Consider the following 19,442-nt stretch of genomic DNA (forward strand, 5'->3'; position numbering starts at 1 on the left):
CATGACCGTGTCCGGCCCGGATGTGAGCGCGGCCCCGGCGGCCGAGTCCGGTGCCGAGCCGGTCGAGCCCGCCGCCGCCCGCCCACGGTCGTGGGGCCCCGGCCCCGCGTGGCGTGCGCTGCGCCGCCGGTGGCGTCGGTCCCTGCGGCTGCGCACGGCGGTGCTCGCGGCCCTGCTCTCGATCCTCGCGGGCCTCGTGGTCGCCGCGTTCCTCACGCAGCAGATCACCCAGGCCCTCTTCGAGGCCCGCTACGAGCAGGTCCAGTCCGAGGCACGCCGTGGCCTGAGCCAGGTGCGCGAGACGTTCGCGCAGACCACCGCCACGGACGCGCAGAGCACGGACGTGCTGGTGACCCAGACCCTGCGCGCCCTCGAAGGCGACTCCGGCACGACGATCCGCCGCCGCTACCACCTCGCCCCGCTGCCGGACTCCGAGTCCGCGTACGTGGGGACGATCTCCTCCGCCGGGCTCGATCCCGCGGTGATCCCCCAGGAGCTGCAGGACGCGGTCGCCTCCGGGCCGGGCGTGTACGACGCGAGCGTGGCGCTGCCGAACCCCGGCGGCGGCACCCGGCCCGGCCTCGTGTTCGGCGCCCAGGTGGTGCTGCCCCCGGGTGCCACCTACGGGCTCTACCTCGTCTACGACCTCGCGGACGTCCAGAGCTCGCTCGACTCGGTGCTCGGGGTGCTGCTGGTGTTCGGCGTCGGCTTCCTGGTGATCAACGTGCTGGTCTCGTGGTGGGTCTCGCGGCATGTGACCCTGCCCGTGCAGCAGGCGGCCCGGGCGGCCGAGTCCCTCTCGAGCGGCAACCTGGCGGTGCGGATGCCGGTCGACGGTGAGGACGAGATGGCCCGCCTGGGCATGTCCTTCAACCGGATGGCGGACAGCATCCAGGACCAGATCGGCCAACTCGCCCAGCTGTCCCAGATGCAGCAGCGGTTCGTCTCGGACGTCTCCCATGAGCTGCGCACGCCGCTGACGACCGTGCGGATGGCGGCCGACGTGCTGTACGGCTCACGCGAGGACTTCGACCCGGTCAGCCGACGCTCGACCGAGCTGCTCTACCACCAGGTCGACCGCTTCCAGGCCATGCTCGCGGACCTGCTGGAGATCACCCGGTTCGACGCCGGCGCCGCCACCCCGGCCCTCGAGGCCACGGACATGCTCGAGCTGGCCCGCGACGTCGTGCTCACCTCTCAGCCGCTGGCCGATCAGATCGGCGTGCCCGTGTACATGGTGCCCATGGACCGGGACCGCGCCGACGGCCACGTCGCCCACGTCGACCCGCGGCGGATCGAACGGATCCTGCGCAACCTGGTGAACAACGCGATCGAGCACGCCGAGGGCCGGCCGGTGGACGTGCTCGTGGCGGCCGACGAGGAGGCCGTCACGTTCGCGGTCGTGGACCACGGCATCGGCATGAGCCCCGAGCAGGTGCAGCGCGTGTTCGACCGGTTCTGGCGCGCCGACCCCTCACGCAAGCGCACCACCGGCGGGTCCGGACTGGGTCTGGCGATCGCCACCGAGGACACCCGGCTGCACGGCGGTCGGCTCGAGGCGTGGGGCGAGCTGGGGGAGGGGTCCACCTTCATGGTGACCCTGCCGCGGGCGCCGCGCCCGGCCGTGCAGGGCGCCGAGGCCCCTGAGCCGATCGGCCGCTCCGTGCTGCCCATTCCGCCCCGCTACAGCACGGCGGACCGCCGGTACGCCGATGACCTGTCCCGGCCCGTCCCGCAGGAGGCGGACGCCGACGCCGTCGGCACGGTCGCGGACGTCGCCACGGCGGCCCCGCCGTCCGCGCGCCAGGCCGAGCAGGCCCTGACCGCACCGACCAGGCCGGTGCGCGTGGTCCCTGCGGAGGATCCCGCCCACGGGTCGGCCCCCGGGGACCCGACCGGCGATGACCCGGCCGAGGAGGCCCGATGACCACCGTGGATCCGCAGTCGCCCCGCCCGCCGCGGCTCGCCGTCGTCGGCGTGATCGTCGCCCTGATGCTCGCCCTCAGCGGCTGCACTCAGATCCCCCAGAGCTCCGAGGTGCGCAGCGCGGACCCGGTCGACGGGGCCACCGCAGACGCCGACGCGCCGCAGTTCCATCCGCCGGGACCGGCCGAGTCGGACACGGCGGAGGAGGCCATCCGGGGCTTCCTGCTCGCGGGCACGAGCCCGCAGGACGACTACGCGGTGGCGCGCGAGTTCCTCGACGGGCCCGCGGCCACCCAGTGGACGCCCGGGCAGCGCACCCTCGTGTACTCGGCGGAGCCGCGCATCACCCGGGGCGACGGCGCCGGGGACTACCAGATCCAGGTCGAGGTCGACTCGGAGATCGACGAGTACGGCCTGCGGACCATCGTGCCGCCGGGGACCACGCGGGCCTGGGCGGTCACGGTGCAGGAACGGCCGCAGGGCATGCGGATCACGTCCACGGAGAACGGCACGCTGCTCTCCCAGGCGCAGTTCGGACAGCTGTTCGCCCCGCACGAGCTCGCCTTCTACGACACCGCGAAGCGCTACGTCGTGCCGGACGTGCGGTGGTTCGTCAATCGGGGCACCACCGTGACCGCGGTGACGCGAGCGCTCCTGCGCGGGCCGGCACCGTATCTGGCCGGGGCGGTGGACACGGCCTTCCCGCTGCGCACCGGCACCGACCTGGCCGCGCCCACGGTGCCCGTCGACGACGACGGCGTGGCCCACGTCGACCTCACCCAGGCGGCCGCCGAGGGGGCCGACGCCGACCGGCGGCACCGCATGCGGGAGCAGCTGGAGCTGACCCTGACGGGCCTCCAATCGGTCAAGGAGGTCGAGGTGACCGTCGCCGGCGCCCAGCTGTCCACGTCGGGAGACGACGGCCCCGCCCCGGTCCAGACCGACCCCGCCGTCGGCTCAGTCCAGGTGGGCATCGACACGGCGACGGGCGGACTCGTGTACGTGCAGGGGACCAGCGTCACGCCGGTGGGCGGCGCCCCGGACGTCACCGCGCTCGATCCGGTCCGCCCGACCATGTCCGGCGACCGCAGCCGCTTCGTGTTCGTCACCCGTGACCGGACGGCGGTCCACGTCGCCGGCACGGACGGCACCCTGCGGGAGATGCTGCGCGGCACCGGGCTCACCGTCCCGTCACTGGACCTCCTGGGCTGGGTGTGGGCGGCCGACAGGGAGACGACCTCGCGGATCCGCGCCGTCCCGGCCCAGCCCGGCGGGCAGGAGCGCATCGTGACGGCCACCTGGCTGCGGCCCGGCGAGCGGATCGTCGACCTGCGGTTGTCGCGGAGCGGGGCCCAGGCCGCGATGCTCGTCGACGACGGCCAGCGGACCACCCTGCGCGTGTCCGGCGTCGTGCGCGGCTCGGACGGGGTGCCGAACGCCCTGACCGAGCCGATCCTGCTGCCCTCCTCCGGCTCCGAGGACTCGGTGGAGTGGGCCGGAGACACGAACCTGCTCGTCTCGGCGTACGCCGAGAAGCCCGACGAGCGCGTGGTGCCGCGGATCGTCTCGATCGACGGCACCGTCCGGGAGCTCAACCCGCTGGGCGGTCTGCGGGGGATCTCCGCCGGTGACGACGGCGCCTACTACGCGGAGACGGAGGAGCTCGTGTTCCTGCTGGTGGGCTCCTCGTGGCGGGCGCAGGAGCTCGACCGCGGGGTGCGCGACCTCTCGTTCCCGGACTGAGCCGAGCTCGCGCCCGCCGCCCCGTCGTCCACTCCTGCACAGCCGCCCCGGCCCGCACAGCGGCTCGCCCCGGCGCCCGGACGGCGGCGGCGTGCGGTGGACTCGTTGCATGCGTTCCCCGCCGTCCTCCCCGTCCCCGCCGTCGGTGTTCGGCACCCTCGGTCGGGCCCTGGCCGACCTGGTCCTGCCCGCCGAGTGCGCGGTGTGCGCCGCGCCGGGTCACCGGCTCTGCCCGGCCTGCGCGGAGGGACTGACCGCCGTCCTGTCCCGGCCCTTCCGGGCGGAGCAGGACGCCCCGGCCTTACCCTTGGGCCCCGGCGGCGCTCCCCTGCCGGTGATGGCGGCCGGGCGCTACGCAGACCCGCTGGCGGCCGCCGTGCTCGCGTTCAAGGACCATCACGCGCTGCACCTGCGCGGCGTGCTGGGCGAGGCCCTGTGCCGGGCCGTCGCCGCGGCGCGCCTCGAGCCGGACCTGCCCGGGGCGCCGCACGCCCTGCTCGTCCCGGTCCCGGGCGGCGCGGCCGGATTCCGACGGCGTGGCTACGACCCGCTCGCCGAGCTCACCCGGGCGCTGCCGGCGCCGTGGCTGGTCTCCGACGCCGTCCGTGCGCGCCTGCTGCCCCGCGCGAGCACGCTCCGGGGCGGCGGCCCGTCCCACGCGGGCGCCGGGGCGGGCCAGCGCCGCCGGCGGGCCCGGGACTGGCGCGTCGTCGCCGGGCGGCTGCCGGCCGGCGCGCCCGTCCTGCTCGTGGACGACGTCCTCACCACCGGCGCCACCCTCGCCGCGCTAGCGGAGGCGGTGCGCCGCGCCGGCGGGCACCCCGTCGGGGCCGTCGTGCTCGCGGCCGTGGCCCCGCCGCGGGACCCCGCCGAGCCTGGCCCCCGGCCAGGCCCCCGGGTAGGGTGAACGGCACGGAATCGCCCCTACGGTTCCCGTCCTGCCGACGGTTGGAAGGAGGTCGCACCCTCGGACCCGCCGCCGCCCTGCGGACGCGACACCGAGGCGCACCTCCCCTCCCGAGGCCGGACCCGTGAGAGTCGGACCAGGAGGACGCCATGACCATGGATGTCAGCTACATCGCCCGCAACCTCAGGCTCCCGGAGAGCTTCCGCGACCACGTCGTCGAGCGCACCGAGCGCCTCCAGCCGCTCGCCGAGGGCGCCGACACGCTCGAGGTCCGCGTGACGAAGTCCTCCCACCACAAGCACTCGGACGAGACGGTCCGCGTGGAACTGACGGTCCGTGGCCCGCGGGACGTCGTGCGGGCCGAGGCCGACGCGGACGACAAGCTGGTCGCCTTCGACCAGGCCGCCACCCGACTGGCCGAGCGCCTGCGGCGCATGCGCGACCGCCGCAAGGACCGCCGTCACGGCAAGCTCGGCGCCTCCCGCGGCGCGGGCGAGGTCGGATTCGTGCCGCCGCTGCCGCCGTCGGGTGCCGCGCTGGCCGCGGAGGAGGCCGCCGAGCAGGACGCCCCCGAGGTGGGCACCCCGGTGCGCATCCGTCAGAAGGCGTTCCCCGCGACCCCCATGAGCGTGGACGAGGCCGTGGACGCGATGGAGCTGGTGGGCCATGACTTCTTCCTCTTCCAGAACGCCGAGACCGGCGTGCCCTCCGTGGTCTACCGCCGCCGGGGCTGGAGCTACGGCGTGATCCGCCTGGACGAGTCCCTCCCGCAGGATCACGTCTCCGCCTCCGAGGGGGAGCGGGCCTACCAGGCGCGCGAGGACTGACCGCCCCGCCGACGTCGACCACGACCTGCTGACGCCGCGGCGCCCGTCCCCTCCGGGACGGGCGCCGCGGCCCGTCCGGACTCGGCCCGTACACTGTCCCGGAGACCGCGCCACGGCCGAGCGCGAGGGGCATCCCGTCCCGCCCCGGCCACACCGCAAGGGAGCAGAGAACCAGTGCCTTCGATCATCGACCGCGTCCTGAAGATCTCGGACAACCGCGTCCTCAAGCGCATGCAGGCCACGGTGGACGCCGTGAACCTCCTCGAGGACGACTTCCGGGCACTCAGCGATGCGGAGCTGCGTGCCGAGACGGATGCGCTCCGGGCCCGGCATGCGGACGGCGAGTCGTTGGACCTGCTCCTGCCGGAGGCGTTCGCCGCGGTCCGGGAGGCCGCGGGACGCACGCTCGGCCAGCGGCACTACGACGTCCAGCTGCTCGGCGGCATCGCGCTGCACCAGGGCAACATCGCGGAGATGAAGACCGGCGAGGGCAAGACCCTCGTGGCCACCGCCCCGGCCTACCTCAACGCGCTGTCCGGCAGGGGCGTGCACGTGGTGACGGTCAACGACTTCCTCGCCTCCTACCAGGCCGACCTCATGGGCCGCGTGTTCCGCTTCCTCGGCATGCAGACGGGCGTCATCGTGGCGGGCCAGACCCCGGCCGTACGCCGCGAGCAGTACGCCGCGGACATCACCTACGGCACGAACAACGAGTTCGGCTTCGACTTCCTCCGGGACAACATGGCCTGGTCCCTCGACGAGCTCGTGCAGCGTGAGCACCACTACGCGATCGTCGACGAGGTGGACTCGATCCTCATCGACGAGGCCCGCACCCCGCTGATCATCTCCGGCCCCGCCCAGGGAGAGGCCAACCGGTGGTACGGCGAGTTCGCCCGGTTGGTGCGCCGCCTCGAGGCGGACACGGACTACGAGGTGGACCACAAGAAGCGCACCGTCGGCATCCTCGGCCCCGGCATCGAGAAGGTCGAGGACCACCTCGGCATCACGAACCTGTACGAGACGCAGAACACCACGCTCATCCAGTTCCTGAACAACGCGGTCAAGGCCAAGGAGCTGTTCAAGCGGGACAAGGACTACGTGGTCCTCGACGGCGAGGTGCAGATCGTCGACGAGCACACGGGCCGCGTGCTCAAGGGACGCCGCTACAACGAGGGGCTCCACCAGGCCATCGAGGCCAAGGAGGGCGTCGAGGTCAAGCCCGAGAACCAGACGCTGGCCACGGTGACCCTGCAGAACTACTTCCGTGGCTACGAGAAGCTCGCCGGCATGACGGGCACCGCCGAGACGGAGGCCGCCGAGTTCACGTCGACCTACGGCCTCGGCGTCGTCGTGATCCCGCCGAACCGGGAGCGACAGCGCGTGGACCGCAACGACGTGGTGTACAAGAACGAGAAGGTCAAGTTCGACGCCGTCGTCGACGACATCGCCGAGCGGCACGCGAAGGGCCAGCCGGTCCTGGTGGGCACCACCTCGGTGGAGAAGTCCGAGTACCTCTCCACGCTGCTGGCCAAGCGCGGCGTCCGCCACGAGGTCCTGAACGCGAAGAACCACGCTCGCGAGGCCGCCATCGTGGCGCAGGCGGGCCGCCCGGGCGCCGTCACCGTGGCCACCAACATGGCCGGCCGCGGCACCGACATCATGCTCGGCGGCAACGCCGAGTTCACGGCGGTGGCCCGCATGCAGGAACTGGGCCTCGACGCCGCCGAGGACCCGGAGGCGTACGAGGCCCGCTGGCCCGAGGTGCTGGCGCAGGCCGAGGCCGCCGTGGAGGACGCGCACCGTGCGGTCATCGAGGCCGGTGGCCTGTACGTGGTGGGCACCGAGCGGCACGACTCGCGCCGCATCGACAACCAGCTGCGCGGTCGTTCCGGCCGTCAGGGCGACCCGGGCGAGTCCCGGTTCTACCTCTCCCTCACGGACGAGCTCATGCGCAACTTCAACCCGGGCGTGGCCCAGCGGATCATGAACAGCCCGTCGATCCCGGACGACATGGCGCTCGAGTTCGGCTTCGTCTCGAAGGCGATCCAGAACGCGCAGGCGCAGGTCGAGGGGCGCAACGCCGAGCAGCGCAAGAACGTGCTCAAGTACGACGACGTGATGAACCGCCAGCGCGAGGCCATCTACACGGACCGCCGTTCCATCCTCGAGGGGGAGGACCTGCAGGACCGGGTGCGCCGCTTCGTGGAGGACGCCGTCGGGAACATCGTGGACGCGGCCACCGAGGAGGGCCACGCCACCGACTGGGACCTCGACCAGCTGTGGCGGGACCTGGCAGAGCTCTACCCCGTGGGCATCTCGCAGGAGGACGTCCTCGACGAGGTCGGCGGCCGGGGCCGGCTCAAAGCCGAGGTCCTCAAGCGCGAACTCGTCTCCGATGCGCTCCTGGCGTACGAGGACCGGGAGGCGCAGGTGGGATCCGAGGCACTGCGCGAGGCGGAGCGTCGCGTGGTGCTCGCCACCATCGGGCGCCGCTGGCAGGAGCATCTCTACGAGATGGACTACCTCAAGGAGGGCATCGGGCTGCGCGCGATGGCCCAGCGCGAGCCCCTCGTGGAGTACCAGCGCGAGGGCTACACGATGTTCCAGAACATGCTCGCCGCCATCCGCGAGGACGCCGTGCGCACGCTGTTCCAGGCGCAGATCAGTGCGGCCCCCGCGCCGACGTCTCTGCCCGGCGTCAAGGACGCCCGCGCCGTGACGATGGCACCGCAGATCTCCGTGGAGGGCATCGACGCCCCGCAGCAGCCGGCGCAGCTGCGTTTCACCGGTCCGTCCGAGGACGGGCAGAGCGCGGTCACCCGCAGTGGCACGGACTCCGGCGCCACGGTCGCGGCGGGCACGAACCGCCGCTCCCGCCGTCAGGCGGAGCGCCGCGGCCGCCGCGGCTGACCGGCATCCCGCCACGACGCAGCACGAGGGCCCGCAGACCTCCAGGTCTCCGGGCCCTCGATCGTCAGTCCGACGGGGCGATCCGGCTCAGCCGATCTCGACCGACGTCACCTTCCACCGGCTGAGCCGCCGCTCGAGTCGGAGCGCGAAGGCCCGGGCCCGGCCCTCCCACAGCACCGTCGCGCTGGCCTCCACCCGGCCGGGCGCGACCTCGCACACGCGGGCACCCACCGGGCGGGGTGCGGACGCGGGCGTCCGGGGCGGGACGGCCGCGGAGGGCCGTCGACCGGGCCCGGTCGGCGCGACGGCGCCCAGCAGCTCCATGCGACGGGTCAACTTGTCCAGGACCTCGGGCGAGAGCCAGGCGGAGAGGTCCCGCAGGGCACGGCGGCCCGTCTCTACCTCGACGCAGGCGACGGCGATCACGGCGGCGAGCGAGCGGACGCGGCGCAGCTCCTCGCGCCCCTGTTCGGTGCGGGCCCGCCGGGCGATCTCCTCACCGCGGGGCAGGACCGCGGGGCTGTGGGCGGGCCCGTGGAGGAGGGTGTCGGCGGTGCGCCGGGCGGACGCGGTGCGGGGGCGGGTGGCGAGGGCGGTCATGGCGGTCTCCTGAGGACGAGGCGAAGCGGGGGAGTGCAGGGTCGTGGATGTCATGGCCGTGGTCCGTCCACGCCGGCGTGCGGGGTGAACACGGGGGAGGTCAGCACGGTGCCGGGCAGCAGCAGGTGCGGGTCGTCGCCGATCACCCGTCGGTTGGCCTCGTACCAGCGGCGCCAGCGGGCGTCGATCTCTCGGGGGGTCGCGTCCGGGCCGAGCTCGGCGGCGGCGAGGTGCCACAGGCAGTCGCCGCGCCGGACGGTGACGGTCGGGTGGTCCGGATCCGCACGGCCGGTGCCGGCGCCCGGTGGGGCCTGCGCCGGGGGCCGGGGCGTCCACGCGGCGTCCGGCGCCGGGGCCTCGACGCCGGTGGCGTGCGCAGGCACCGCAGCCACGGTCCAGGAGGCGTCCGGCACGGGATGAGCCGCGTCCGCCCACGCGGCCGGTGCCGCGAGCAGCTGGGCACCGACGACGGCGCCTGCCACGCGTCCGAGCAGGGCGGGAGTGAGGCTCCGGCCCAGGCGGGCCCAGGCCGGCCGACCCGCGCGGCGCCCCAGCGCGACGAGCGCCAGCCCGATCAGGCCCACCGCCCACCATGCGAGCAGTCCGAGCCCGGCGAGACCGGCACCGAGGCCCAGCACGCGGGTCAGTTCCGCCCCGGGCGCGCTGGTGCCCGTCTGCAGCAGCGCCGCGGCACAGGCGAGCAGACCGGGACCGGCCAGAAGCAGGACGGTGAGGCCGACGGCGTCCGCCGCGTCGACCGGACGGGTCGGGGCCGGGCCGGCCGGTGATGTCGAGCGCTCCATGGATTCCCCTCCTGTGCGTCCGTCCGGCCGGGATCCCGCGATCAGGCCGGTGATGATGATCACAGTGAACTGCACGGGCCGATAGGTGTCAAGAGTGATGTTTGATGATGTTTGATGACGACCGATGTCCGGCGCTGAGCCTCCTATGCTGAGCGCATGCGGTGGAACGGACTCTTCGACGACCTGGAGGCGCACTGGGCCGACCTCGGCTGGCAGGAGACGGTGGCCGAGGCCGCGGAGCTGACCCGAGCGGAGTGGATGGCGCTGTCCCTGGCCGACCGCCTGCGCGGAGCCCGAGGGCGGCAGGTCCGGCTCCACCTGGCCTGGGGCGAGGTCGTGGACGGCGTGGTGCACACGGTGGGCCAGGGCTGGGTCGGCGTGCACGTCGACGGCTCGGGATCGGCGATCGTCGCGGTGGACTGCGTGGCGGCCGTGGAGGCCGACCTGACCCGGGCCGTGGCCGCGCCCGAGCTCGCCGCGGCCGGCTGGGGGACGGTGCTGCGCGGCATCGCGCGGACGCGCCAGCCGGTGGCGGTGACGGGACGCCTCGGCGCGGCGCTGGCGGAGGGCACCGTGGACCGGGTCGGCGGCGACCACCTCGACATCGCCCGCCACCCGCGGGACGAGGCCCGGCGGGCCGCGGCCGTCCGCGGGCGGCTCGTCATCCCGTTCGGGGCGCTGGGGACGGTCCGGACCGCGCTGCGCCCCGCCTGAGCAGACCGTGTGGGCTCAGCGGGCCTGCGCGTCCGCCTCGGTCCACTCCCGGACGCGGGCGCGCGTCACTTCCTTCTGACGTTCCACGTAGTCCTCGAGCCAGGACAGCTCGATGCGCCACTGACCGCGGCCCCCGACCTGGATGGCCTGCAGCTCACCCGAGCGGACCAGGGCACGGGCGGCCTGACCGGAGATGTTCAGGGTCTCCGCGACGTCGGTCAGGGTGAGAAATCGCTGCACGGTGCTCCTTCGGTCGAGGCGTCCAGGACGGTCGCGGGCGGCCCACGACGTCGACCCATTCAACCCCGGGAACACCCGGAGGCGACACTTTTCCACAGCGTACGCGGCGGATCCGGCGATCCACGGCCCCTGTGGTTACTCTGGGCGCAGCGCGGAGGGGCCGACACCGACGGGGTGCCGGGGCCGCGGCGGCCCGAGGGGCCGGTCCGAAGGGGGGAACATCCGGTGTCCACGACCATGTCCGCGTCCGCCGAGGGCGGCCGTCTGCGCCGGCCCCGCTGGCGGGATCCCCGGCTCCTCGTCGGTCTCGTGCTCGTCCTCGCCTCGATCGCCGGCGTCGTGGCGCTGGTCGCCTCCGCCCAGCGGACCGCAGCGTACTGGACGGCTGCGGAGGACCTGCCCCCGGGCACACCCATCGCGTCCGGGGACCTGCGCCCCGTGGAGGTGAACCTCAGCGAGGCCGGCGAGCGGTACCTCAGCGCCGATGCTCCGGCTCCCGAGGGGCGGATGGTCTCCGGGACTGTCCGGGCCGGTGAGCTGCTGCCGGCGGCGGCACTGGTGGACGCGGACCCGGACGGCCGTCGTCCCGTCGGGGTGGCCCTGGACGAGCCGCTGCCGTCCGGCGTGGGCGTGGGAGACCGCGTGGACGTCTGGGTGGCCATGCCGGCGGAGGGAGGCCGCGGCCATGCAGACCCGGCCCGGCTGGCCGAGGCGCTCGAGATCTCCGAGGTCACGGCGGAGCAGAACGGCTTCGGCGGCTCGGGCACCACCCGGGTGCAGCTGCTGGCACCAAAGGAGACCCTGCCGCGCATCGTGGACGCGAAGGTGAAGGACGCGCGGGTCACCCTCGTGCCGGCCCACGGGGTGCGCTGACCGTGCGCATCGCCCTGGCCACCACCGTCCAGCCGGGCCTGGACCACATCGGCCCGCTCGAGCGGCACCAGACGGACATCACGGTCCTCCGCCGGGCCGAGGACATCGCCGAGCTGCTCGCCATCGCCCGCTCCGGTCTCGTGGACGCGGTCCTCGTGGCCGGGGACACCGAGTCCCTCACCGCCGCCTTCCTGGAGGAGACGGCCCGGCTGCCCCGACCCGTGGGCGTGGCGGCGCTCAGCGAGGTCCGTGCCGAGCGGCGTCGTCTCCGCAGCATGGGGGTGCCCTGCGTGCGCGCCGACGCCGACCCCGAGCAGATCGCGGCCGTCGTCGTGGAGTCCGCGAGCGCCGCCGCGGAGGGCCGCCGGCCGGAGACCTCGCACGGGGAGGACGCCGACCACGCCCGGGATCACGCCGAGGACCTCGACGACCTGCCGATCACCCTGGAGACGCTCGGCGCGGACGAGGTGCCCGGCCTCACGGACCCCTGGCGCGACGCCGACGAGCCCGACGACGCCGGGCCGGGCGCCGCCCCCGCCGCGGCCACCCCCGACGACGGCCCCGCCACCGCGGGCGAGGGAGCCGACCCCGCACCCTCTCCGGAGGAGGGCGAACCGACCGCACCCGCGCGGGAGTCCCTGGTGACCGTGGTGTGGGGTCCCACCGGCGCCCCGGGACGCACCACCGTCGCCGTGAACCTCGCCGCCGAGCACGCCGTGGCCGGCCGGAACACGCTGCTGGTCGACCTGGACACGTACGGCCCCGCCGTCGGTGTGCACCTGGGGCTGACGGAGGAGTCGGCCGGCGTGTCGCGGGCCGTGCGGCGGGCCGACCACGGCCGACTGGGCGCCGCCGACCTGGCGGCCGCGGGCGTCCGCGTCCGCGTCGCCGGCGCGGACCTGACGGTTCTGACGGGGCTCACCCGCGTGGACCGGTGGCCCGAGCTGCGCCCCGCCGCCGTCTCCGCGCTGATCGCGGCCGCCAGGGAACACTGGGACCGCGTGGTCGTCGACGTCGGGTTCGGTCTCGAGCAGGACGAGGAGTTGTCCTTCGACGTGCCCGCCCCACAGCGCAACGGTGCGACCCTGGCGGCGCTCGCCGCGGCCGACGAGGTCATCGCGGTCGGCGGGCCGGACGCCGTCGCCCTGCCCCGCCTGGTCCGCGGGGTCGAGGAGCTGGCGGAGGCGGCCCCGGCGGCACGGCTGCGCGTCGTGGTCAACCGGCTCCGGCCCGCCGCCGCCGGCGTCGCCCCGCGCGGGCAGGTCGAGGCCGTCTGGAACCGCTACGCCTCGCCGGCCACGCCCCTGGAGGCGTTCCTGCCGTGGGACCCGGCCGCCGCGGACCCCGCGCTGCTCGCCGGCCAGGTGCTCGCCGAGGCCGCTCCGAACAGCCCGCTGCGTCGCGCCCTCGCCACGCTGGCCGGTGTCCCTGCCCGCCCCGCCCGCCGCGGACGGCACCGCGCACGGCCCTCGCAGACCATCGCCGCCGTGTCGTCCGACGCCGCCCGCGACGCCACGGACACGGGCCGCCCGGCACGTCGCCGTACCCTGATCCCATGGTCAGTTCGCTCGCGCAGGACCCCCTGACGTCGCACCCGGACATCGGAGACGAGGACCGCGCCTGGCTGCAGCGGCTCGTGGGGGACTGGCAGCTCGTGGCAGACCTGGCGCTCGCGGACCTCGTGCTCTGGTGCCCCGTGCCCCGCCGCGACGAGGCCGGAGGGTTCGTCGCGCTCGCCCAGGTCCGGCCCTTCACCGCTCCCACCCTCTTCCACCGCGACATCGTGGGCTCGCGCGCCCGCGCGGACCTGCGGGCCGTCGTCGGGCAGACGTGGCATGGCGGGGAGCGGGCCGAGGGGGCCGGCCCCGTCGAGGCCCCGGGAGGCACGCTGCAGGTGCGTCTGTGGCCGGTGGTCCGGGCCGGGAGGGTCATCGCGGTCGTCTCCGCGCACGCGGACCCGAACGGCCGGCCGGCGCGCTCGGTGATCGAGGAGAACTACAGCCGGACGGCCAGCACCCTGCTGGACATGATGCAGCACGGCCGCTGGCCGGCGCCCGAGGAGCCTCCCGGCCTCTGGGCGGGCGGCACGCCGCGGGTGGGGGACGGCCTCGTCGTGCTCGGGCCGGACTCGGTCGCCGAGTTCACCAGTCCCAACGCGGTCTCCGCCCTGCGCCGGCTGGGCATCGCCTCGACCCTCGAGGGGCACCGGCTCACCGACGTGCTGGCCAGCACCGAGGCCGCCCGTGTGCCCACCGACGAGGGGACGTGGGCGGTGCTCACCGGGCTGCGTGCCGGACGGCGGGAGGTGCAGTCCGGCGGGGCGTCCCTCACGGTGCGCTCCGTCCCCCTGCTCGGTCCGGACGGCTGGCAGGGGGCGCTGCTGCTGCTGCGCGACGTGACCGAGCTGCGCCGCCAGGAGCAGCGTCTGCTCACCAAGGACGCGACCATCCGCGAGATCCACCACCGCGTCAAGAACAACCTGCAGACCGTGGGATCGCTGCTGCGCATGCAGGCGCGGCGCACGTCCTCGCCCGAGGCGGAGCGTGCGCTGCGTCAGGCGATGCAGCGGGTGGACACGATCGCCCTCGTCCACCAGACGCTGAGCGAGGAGATCGAGGACCAGGTCCCCGTGGACGGTCTGCTGCAGCGGCAGTTCCGCCTGGCCGTCGAGGTGTCCGGGGACGGGAGGCCGCTGCAGGTCGCGGTCACGGGCGAGTTCGGTGAACTGCCCTCCCACGTGACCACGCCGCTGGCGCTGGTGCTCAATGAGCTGGCGGCCAACGCCGTCGAGCACGGCACGGCGCCGGGCGGTGGCTGCGTGGGCCTGCACGCCGACCGCGAGTCGACCCCCGCAGGAACGGTGCTGGTCGTGTCCGTGACGGACGGCGGCCCCGCCGCCCCCGACGGATGGGTGCCGGGGGAGTCTCCCCGCGCGGGCGAGGGATCGGGGCTCGGCCTGCGCATCGTGCACTCGCTCGTGGAGGGGGACCTGCGCGGCACCCTGCGCTGGGAGCGGTCCGACGACGGCGGCACGCGCGTCGTGCTGCGACTGCCCCTGACGTGAGCCCGGCCGGGCATGACGACGGCCCCGTCGACGAGGTCGACGGGGCCGGTGGTCCGGGTGGGTCAGGAGGCGCGGCGAGCGCGTGCCGCGCGGCGCTTCATGGCGCGCCGCTCATCCTCGCTCATGCCGCCCCAGACGCCCGAGTCCTGGCCGGACTCCATGGCCCACTTCAGGCACGTGTCCACGACCTCACACGAACGGCACACCGCCTTGGCCTCCTCGATCTGCAGGAGGGCGGGGCCGGTGTTGCCCACGGGGAAGAACAGCTCCGGGTCCTTGTCCAGGCACGCTGCTTTACTGCGCCAATCCATCGGTCCGCTCACTTTCTGTCGGAAGAGCCGGAGCCCGCGGGCGCCGGTGGTCACGGCCTCCGCCGGCGGCGGGCGCGGGGGCCTGCGCGGACGACGCGCGGCACGACCGATACGGAGGGCGACCCTGGTCATTGCAACGGGGACCGCTTTCGTACGAACGCGGCCCCCGGAAATCTCTCGCGTGCCATCCTCGCACGGCCCTCACGAGTGAACAAGAGGTGAATGAGGTGCATCACCGCGCCTCCCAGTGAGTCCTTGGTCACACCCATGCCCGGGACGGCGCGTCGCCGCGAACCTGGCCCGCGCACCGCCCGGCGTACCGTGGGGCACACGTCCGTCCCCGCAGCCGTCCCGCAGGAGAGGCCCCATGACACAGTCCCGCCGCCCCGACCCCGTCGCCCCGTCCGAGTCGTCGGGCGCCGACGCGACGACGGTCCCGCCCCGCCCCGGCCGGGGCCTGCCGGCGGCCGTCCTCGTGGTCGCCGCGGCGCTCGTGGTCGAGGCGGGCGCGCTCCTCTGGCTCGCCGTGGACGCGGTGGTGCATGCGGCGGACGGGGTGCTCCCGGCCGGCGCCCGCGTGATGCTGGTCGTCATCTACGCGCTGCTCACCCTGTGGATCCTCGCGACCTCCGTCGCCCTGCTGCGCGGTCGGGCGTGGAGCCGCGGCGCCGCCGTCGCGATCCAGCTCTTCGGTGTGCTCCTGTCCTCGTGGCTCTTCAGCGTGGACGCCGCCGCTCTGGGTGGGCCGCTGCTCGCGGTCTCCGGCGTCGCGCTGCTCACCCTCTTCACGACGCCGGTCACCCGGCATCTCACCCCCGCCCCGGAGGCCTCGACGGACGCCTGAGCCCGGCTCCGACGACGACGGCGCGCCCCCGGTCGGGGGCGCGCCGTCGTCGTCATCGGGGGGCGTGGTCAGTTCACCGGGCCGGTGAACTTCTCGCCGGGGCCCTTGCCCGGGGCGTCCGGGAACGGGGAGGCCTCACGGAACGCCAGCTGCAGCGAGCGCAGGCCGTCGCGCAGCGGGCCGGCGTGCTGGCTGCCGATCTCGGGGGCCGCGGCCGTGACCAGCCCGGCGAGGGCCGTGATGAGCTTGCGGGCCTCGTCGAGATCGATGAGCTCGCGGGCGTCGGGGGAGTCGGCCAGGCCGCACTTGACGGCGGCGGCGGTCATCAGGTGCACGGCGGTGGTCGTGATGACCTCGACGGCGGGGACCTCGTGGATGTCGCGGATCTCGGCGGGGGCGTCCATGGGGGTGGCGTCCTGGGCCTGACGTTCGTCTGTCATGGTGGTAAGCTTCCCATAGACCACTCGTGGTCCGCGCACGTCCTCGTCATCCGGTGACCCCGGAGCAGGCGTGCACGGGCCAGGAGCAGCAAAGTGGAGGCCTCTCTCCCACCCGCGTCAGCAGGATGTCCGGTTCGCCCCGGGCCGAGTTGCCGGGTCGCCGGTCGGGACCGCCGCGTCGTGGCGCGCAGCCCGCACCGAGGGTCCCGTCCGACGGGATCGTGTCGAGGCCTCCGTCTGCGTCCGCGCAGGGGAGGCCTTCCTCGTTTCCGAGGGTCCCTCCGGTGGGCGCGGGATCACCCGTCGTCTCGCACAGAGGAGTACCACCATCAGCGATCCCCGCATCAACGAGCGTATCCGCGTTCCGGAAGTCCGCCTGGTCGGCCCGAACGGCGAACAGGTCGGCATCGTCCGCGTCGAGGACGCCCTCCGGCTCGCCGCCGAGGCGGACCTGGATCTCGTGGAGGTGGCCCCCACGGCCAAGCCTCCGGTGTGCAAGCTGATGGATTTCGGCAAGTACAAGTACGAGGCCGCGGTGAAGGCCCGTGAGTCGCGCAAGAACCAGGTGAACACGGTCCTCAAGGAGGTCCGCTTCCGCCTGAAGATCGACAAGCACGACTACGAGACCAAGACCGGCCACGCCAAGAAGTTCCTGAGCCAGGGCGACAAGGTCAAGGCCATCATCCAGTTCCGCGGCCGTGAGCAGCAGCGTCCCGAGCTCGGCATCAAGCTGCTGCAGCAGTTCGCCGAGGACGTCGCCGAGCTGGGCACCGTCGAATCGCAGCCGCGCCAGGACGGCCGCAACATGGTGATGGTGGTCGGCCCGCTGCGCACCAAGGCCGATGCGCGCGCGGACCAGCGCAAGAACTCGGCCGAGAGCCACCGCGAGCGTCAGGGCGGCGGTTCGCGTCGCGACCAGGCCGCCCGCGAGGCCAAGGAGCGCGCCGCGCAGAAGGCGGCGTCCGACTCCGCCCCGGTGCGGAATTCGGTCGGGGACGCGTTCCCCGAGCAGCTGAAGGCCATGGCCGCCCGGACGCAGGAGAACGCCTCCGCGGCCCCGGCCGAGACGAAGCAGGCGCCGAAGACCCCGGCCCCGGCGGCTCCCCGCCCGGCCACGGCCGCCCCGGCTGCGAAGCCGGCCTCCAGCGCCACGCCCGCATCGTCCCCGAAGCCGGCCGCGACGCCGAAGCCGCAGTCCTCGGCTGCGCCGGCTGCCACGCCGAAGCCGCGGTCCGCCGCCAAGCCGGCCGCGCCGTCGTCGGCTCCGAAGCCGGCGGCCAAGCCGATGCCGGCCCCGCCCAAGCCCGCCGCCCCCCGCGGCGGTGCCCCCAAGCCCGGTCCTCGGGCCTGACCCCCCGGGGTCGCCACAGACCAGCCCGGTCCGGACGGACCGGGGTGACCAGCACTGCCGTGCGCGCCGCGCACGGCAGCGATGAGTGAAGGAGAACGGCAGCCATGCCGAAGATGAAGACCCACAGCGGTGCCAAGAAGCGCTTCCGCGTGACCGGCTCCGGCAAGATCATGCGCCAGCAGGCGAACCGCCGCCACTACCTGGAGCACAAGTCCTCGCGCCTGACCCGCCGTCTCAAGGGCGACCAGCTCGTCTCCAAGGGCAGCATCAAGCAGATCAAGCGGATGCTCGGCATCTGACACCCCCCCGGCCTCGCCGGAACCCCTTCCTCCTCGGCCGTGACGCGCCAGTGCGCGCCCCGGGGACCACACAGATTGGAGTACGCACGTGGCACGTGTGAAGCGGGCAGTGAACGCCCACAAGAAGCGTCGGACCATGCTGGAGCGCGCCTCCGGCTACCGCGGCCAGCGGTCTCGCCTGTACCGCAAGGCGAAGGAGCAGATGCTCCACTCGTTCACCTACAACTACCAGCATCGCCACAAGCGCAAGGGTGACTTCCGTCGCCTGTGGATCACCCGCATCAACGCGGCCGCCCGCGCCAACGGCATGACCTACAACCGCTTCATGCAGGGCCTCAAGCTGGCCGGCGTCGAGGTGGACCGCCGCATGCTGGCCGAGATCGCCGTCTCCGACGCCGCGACCTTCGCCGTGCTGGTGAAGACCGCCCGCGAGGCGCTGCCCGCAGACGTGAACGCCCCCGCCGCCTCCCGCTGAGCCGGCTCCGGGGCCTTGAGGGCCCCCACCACCACGTCCCAGGCGTGAACACCACCGCCGACGGGGCGGGTCCTCCACCGAGGCCCGCCCCGTCGGCGTCTGCGCATCCGCAGCTGAGCCCCGACCAGAAAGACCCCATGACCTCGCACGCCGAGCCGATGACCCATCCCCGCGCCGAGCGCGTGCGCGCGGTGGCAGCCCTGGCGGGCCGCTCCGCCCGACGCCGGACGGGCACGTTCCTCGTCGAGGGGCCGCAGGCCTGCCGCGAGGCCCTGCGCGCCCACCTGGGGGAGGGGCCGGCGGCCGCCGCGGGGCAGTGGCGCGCGGGGCGGGTGCTGACCCAGGTGTACATGTCCGTCGGACTCGTGGACCGGGACCCCGCGCTGGCCGAGCTCGTGGCGCGCGTCCGGGACCGCCCGACGCCGGGTGGTGAGTGCGTCCTGGTGCGCCAGGCCAGCGACGAGGTGCTCACCGCCATGGCCGACGCCGTGACGGGGCAGGACATCGTCGCCGTGGCGCGGATGCCGCAGCCGCAGGCCGTCGAAGCGGTCCTCGGGGAGGCGCGCCTGGCCGCCGTGCTGTGCCGCGTGCAGGACCCGGGGAACGCCGGCACGGTCATCCGAGCCGCGGACGCGGCCGGGGCGGACGCGGTGGTCCTCACGCCGGGCTCCGTCGACCCGTTCAACCCCAAGGTGGTCCGGTCCACCGCCGGGTCGCTGTTCCACCTGCCCGTGGTCACCGCCGTCCCCGCAGAGGCGGCCGCGGCCGCCGCCCGGGCCGCAGGCCTGCAGGTGTGGGCCGCCGACGGCTACGGCGCGGACCGGCTCGATGCCCTCGCCCCCGGGGTGGTCGCCGCGCCGACCGCGTGGCTGTTCGGCAACGAGGCCCAGGGCCTGGACGGCGGCGAGCTCGCACTGGCGGACCGCCGGGTGGCGGTGCCGCTGTACGGGGCCGCGGAGTCCCTGAACGTGGGGACCGCCGCCACGGTGTGCCTGTACTCGTCCGCGATGGCGGGGGCACGGCGCGCCGGCTGACGGGGCGCACGAGGCGGCGCCAGCCGTCCGGAGACGCAGATGGGGCGGGGATCCACGTGGATCCCCGCCCCATCTGCGTGT

At 74.5% G+C, this 19,442-nt stretch carries 19 protein-coding genes; 14 read left to right on the plus strand and 5 right to left on the minus strand.

Features of this window, described 5'->3' with window-relative positions:
- Position 1: 1 nt before the first annotated feature.
- The 5 genes from mtrB (at position 2) to secA (ending at position 8,313) form a co-directional block, all read left to right on the plus strand.
- Positions 2 to 1,927, plus strand: coding sequence for an MtrAB system histidine kinase MtrB (mtrB, locus tag HDA34_RS10905; protein ID WP_073117105.1), 1,926 nt, complete (start codon positions 2 to 4; stop codon positions 1,925 to 1,927).
- Positions 1,924 to 3,669 carry an LpqB family beta-propeller domain-containing protein gene (locus tag HDA34_RS10910; RefSeq protein ID WP_073117107.1) on the plus strand — a complete coding sequence of 582 codons (1,746 nt, stop codon included), beginning with the start codon at positions 1,924 to 1,926 and terminating at the stop codon, positions 3,667 to 3,669. The genes mtrB and HDA34_RS10910 overlap by 4 nt, the downstream gene beginning before the upstream one ends.
- A 109-nt stretch (positions 3,670 to 3,778) precedes the next feature.
- Positions 3,779 to 4,576 (plus strand): ComF family protein, encoded by a 798-nt coding sequence (locus tag HDA34_RS10915; RefSeq protein ID WP_073117108.1) that lies wholly within the window; start codon positions 3,779 to 3,781, stop codon positions 4,574 to 4,576.
- A gap of 149 nt (positions 4,577 to 4,725) precedes the next feature.
- The gene (gene hpf, locus HDA34_RS10920) at positions 4,726 to 5,403 is read left to right on the plus strand and encodes a ribosome hibernation-promoting factor, HPF/YfiA family (protein ID WP_060973936.1); all 678 of its coding nucleotides are present in this window, start codon (positions 4,726 to 4,728) and stop codon (positions 5,401 to 5,403) included.
- Positions 5,404 to 5,577: 174 nt separating this feature from the next.
- Positions 5,578 to 8,313 carry a preprotein translocase subunit SecA gene (gene secA / locus HDA34_RS10925; protein WP_069942064.1) on the plus strand — a complete coding sequence of 912 codons (2,736 nt, stop codon included), beginning with the start codon at positions 5,578 to 5,580 and terminating at the stop codon, positions 8,311 to 8,313.
- 87 nt (positions 8,314 to 8,400) lie between these two features.
- Here secA and HDA34_RS10930 read toward each other — a convergent pair whose 3' ends face one another.
- Together HDA34_RS10930 and HDA34_RS10935 are read right to left on the minus strand one after the other, a co-directional pair.
- Positions 8,401 to 8,913 (minus strand): Rv3235 family protein, encoded by a 513-nt coding sequence (locus HDA34_RS10930; RefSeq protein WP_063189509.1) that lies wholly within the window; start codon positions 8,911 to 8,913, stop codon positions 8,401 to 8,403.
- Positions 8,914 to 8,963: 50 nt separating this feature from the next.
- Positions 8,964 to 9,716, minus strand: coding sequence for a LysM peptidoglycan-binding domain-containing protein (locus HDA34_RS10935; RefSeq protein WP_134377026.1), 753 nt, complete (start codon positions 9,714 to 9,716; stop codon positions 8,964 to 8,966).
- A gap of 156 nt (positions 9,717 to 9,872) precedes the next feature.
- Between HDA34_RS10935 and HDA34_RS10940 the strand changes: the two genes are divergently transcribed.
- Entirely contained in the window at positions 9,873 to 10,430 is a 558-nt protein-coding gene (locus tag HDA34_RS10940; RefSeq protein WP_036383497.1) for a hypothetical protein, read from the plus strand.
- A gap of 15 nt (positions 10,431 to 10,445) precedes the next feature.
- On the opposite strand, the gene HDA34_RS10945 is transcribed toward HDA34_RS10940, so the two are convergent.
- Positions 10,446 to 10,670 (minus strand): helix-turn-helix domain-containing protein, encoded by a 225-nt coding sequence (locus HDA34_RS10945; protein ID WP_123244132.1) that lies wholly within the window; start codon positions 10,668 to 10,670, stop codon positions 10,446 to 10,448.
- A gap of 225 nt (positions 10,671 to 10,895) precedes the next feature.
- Between HDA34_RS10945 and HDA34_RS10950 the strand changes: the two genes are divergently transcribed.
- From HDA34_RS10950 to HDA34_RS10960, 3 genes are read left to right on the plus strand one after another with little or no spacing between them, the layout of a single operon-like run.
- Positions 10,896 to 11,543, plus strand: coding sequence for a CpaB family protein (locus HDA34_RS10950; protein WP_123244131.1), 648 nt, complete (start codon positions 10,896 to 10,898; stop codon positions 11,541 to 11,543).
- 2 nt (positions 11,544 to 11,545) lie between these two features.
- Positions 11,546 to 13,129 carry a tyrosine-protein kinase family protein gene (locus HDA34_RS10955; protein WP_123244130.1) on the plus strand — a complete coding sequence of 528 codons (1,584 nt, stop codon included), beginning with the start codon at positions 11,546 to 11,548 and terminating at the stop codon, positions 13,127 to 13,129.
- Positions 13,099 to 14,607: a sensor histidine kinase gene (locus HDA34_RS10960; protein ID WP_134377025.1), complete on the plus strand. Its 1,509-nt coding sequence runs from the start codon at positions 13,099 to 13,101 to the stop codon at positions 14,605 to 14,607. The genes HDA34_RS10955 and HDA34_RS10960 overlap by 31 nt, the downstream gene beginning before the upstream one ends.
- 62 nt (positions 14,608 to 14,669) lie before the next feature.
- Here HDA34_RS10960 and HDA34_RS10965 read toward each other — a convergent pair whose 3' ends face one another.
- The gene (locus tag HDA34_RS10965; protein WP_002854852.1) at positions 14,670 to 14,918 is read right to left on the minus strand and encodes a WhiB family transcriptional regulator; all 249 of its coding nucleotides are present in this window, start codon (positions 14,916 to 14,918) and stop codon (positions 14,670 to 14,672) included.
- A 367-nt stretch (positions 14,919 to 15,285) separates the two neighbouring features.
- On the opposite strand from HDA34_RS10965, the gene HDA34_RS10970 reads away from it, so the two are divergent.
- Positions 15,286 to 15,762: a hypothetical protein gene (locus HDA34_RS10970; protein WP_134377024.1), complete on the plus strand. Its 477-nt coding sequence runs from the start codon at positions 15,286 to 15,288 to the stop codon at positions 15,760 to 15,762.
- Positions 15,763 to 15,830: 68 nt separating this feature from the next.
- Here the strand turns inward: HDA34_RS10970 and HDA34_RS10975 are convergent, their stop codons facing one another.
- Positions 15,831 to 16,202, minus strand: coding sequence for a DUF1844 domain-containing protein (locus tag HDA34_RS10975; protein WP_036313345.1), 372 nt, complete (start codon positions 16,200 to 16,202; stop codon positions 15,831 to 15,833).
- Between the two features lie 376 nt (positions 16,203 to 16,578).
- On the opposite strand from HDA34_RS10975, the gene infC reads away from it, so the two are divergent.
- The 4 genes from infC (at position 16,579) to HDA34_RS10995 (ending at position 19,361) form a co-directional block, all read left to right on the plus strand.
- Positions 16,579 to 17,553 carry a translation initiation factor IF-3 gene (gene infC / locus HDA34_RS10980; protein ID WP_220482387.1) on the plus strand — a complete coding sequence of 325 codons (975 nt, stop codon included), beginning with the start codon at positions 16,579 to 16,581 and terminating at the stop codon, positions 17,551 to 17,553.
- Positions 17,554 to 17,657: 104 nt separating this feature from the next.
- Positions 17,658 to 17,852, plus strand: coding sequence for a 50S ribosomal protein L35 (gene rpmI / locus HDA34_RS10985; protein WP_002853699.1), 195 nt, complete (start codon positions 17,658 to 17,660; stop codon positions 17,850 to 17,852).
- An 88-nt stretch (positions 17,853 to 17,940) separates the two neighbouring features.
- Positions 17,941 to 18,327, plus strand: a complete 387-nt coding sequence (rplT, locus tag HDA34_RS10990; protein ID WP_002853696.1) for a 50S ribosomal protein L20 — start codon at positions 17,941 to 17,943, stop codon at positions 18,325 to 18,327.
- Positions 18,328 to 18,464: 137 nt separating this feature from the next.
- Positions 18,465 to 19,361 carry a TrmH family RNA methyltransferase gene (locus tag HDA34_RS10995; protein ID WP_134377022.1) on the plus strand — a complete coding sequence of 299 codons (897 nt, stop codon included), beginning with the start codon at positions 18,465 to 18,467 and terminating at the stop codon, positions 19,359 to 19,361.
- The last annotated feature ends 81 nt before the right edge of the window (positions 19,362 to 19,442 follow it).

The organism is Micrococcus luteus (assembly GCF_014138885.1).
Lineage (GTDB): Bacteria > Actinomycetota > Actinomycetes > Actinomycetales > Micrococcaceae > Micrococcus > Micrococcus luteus.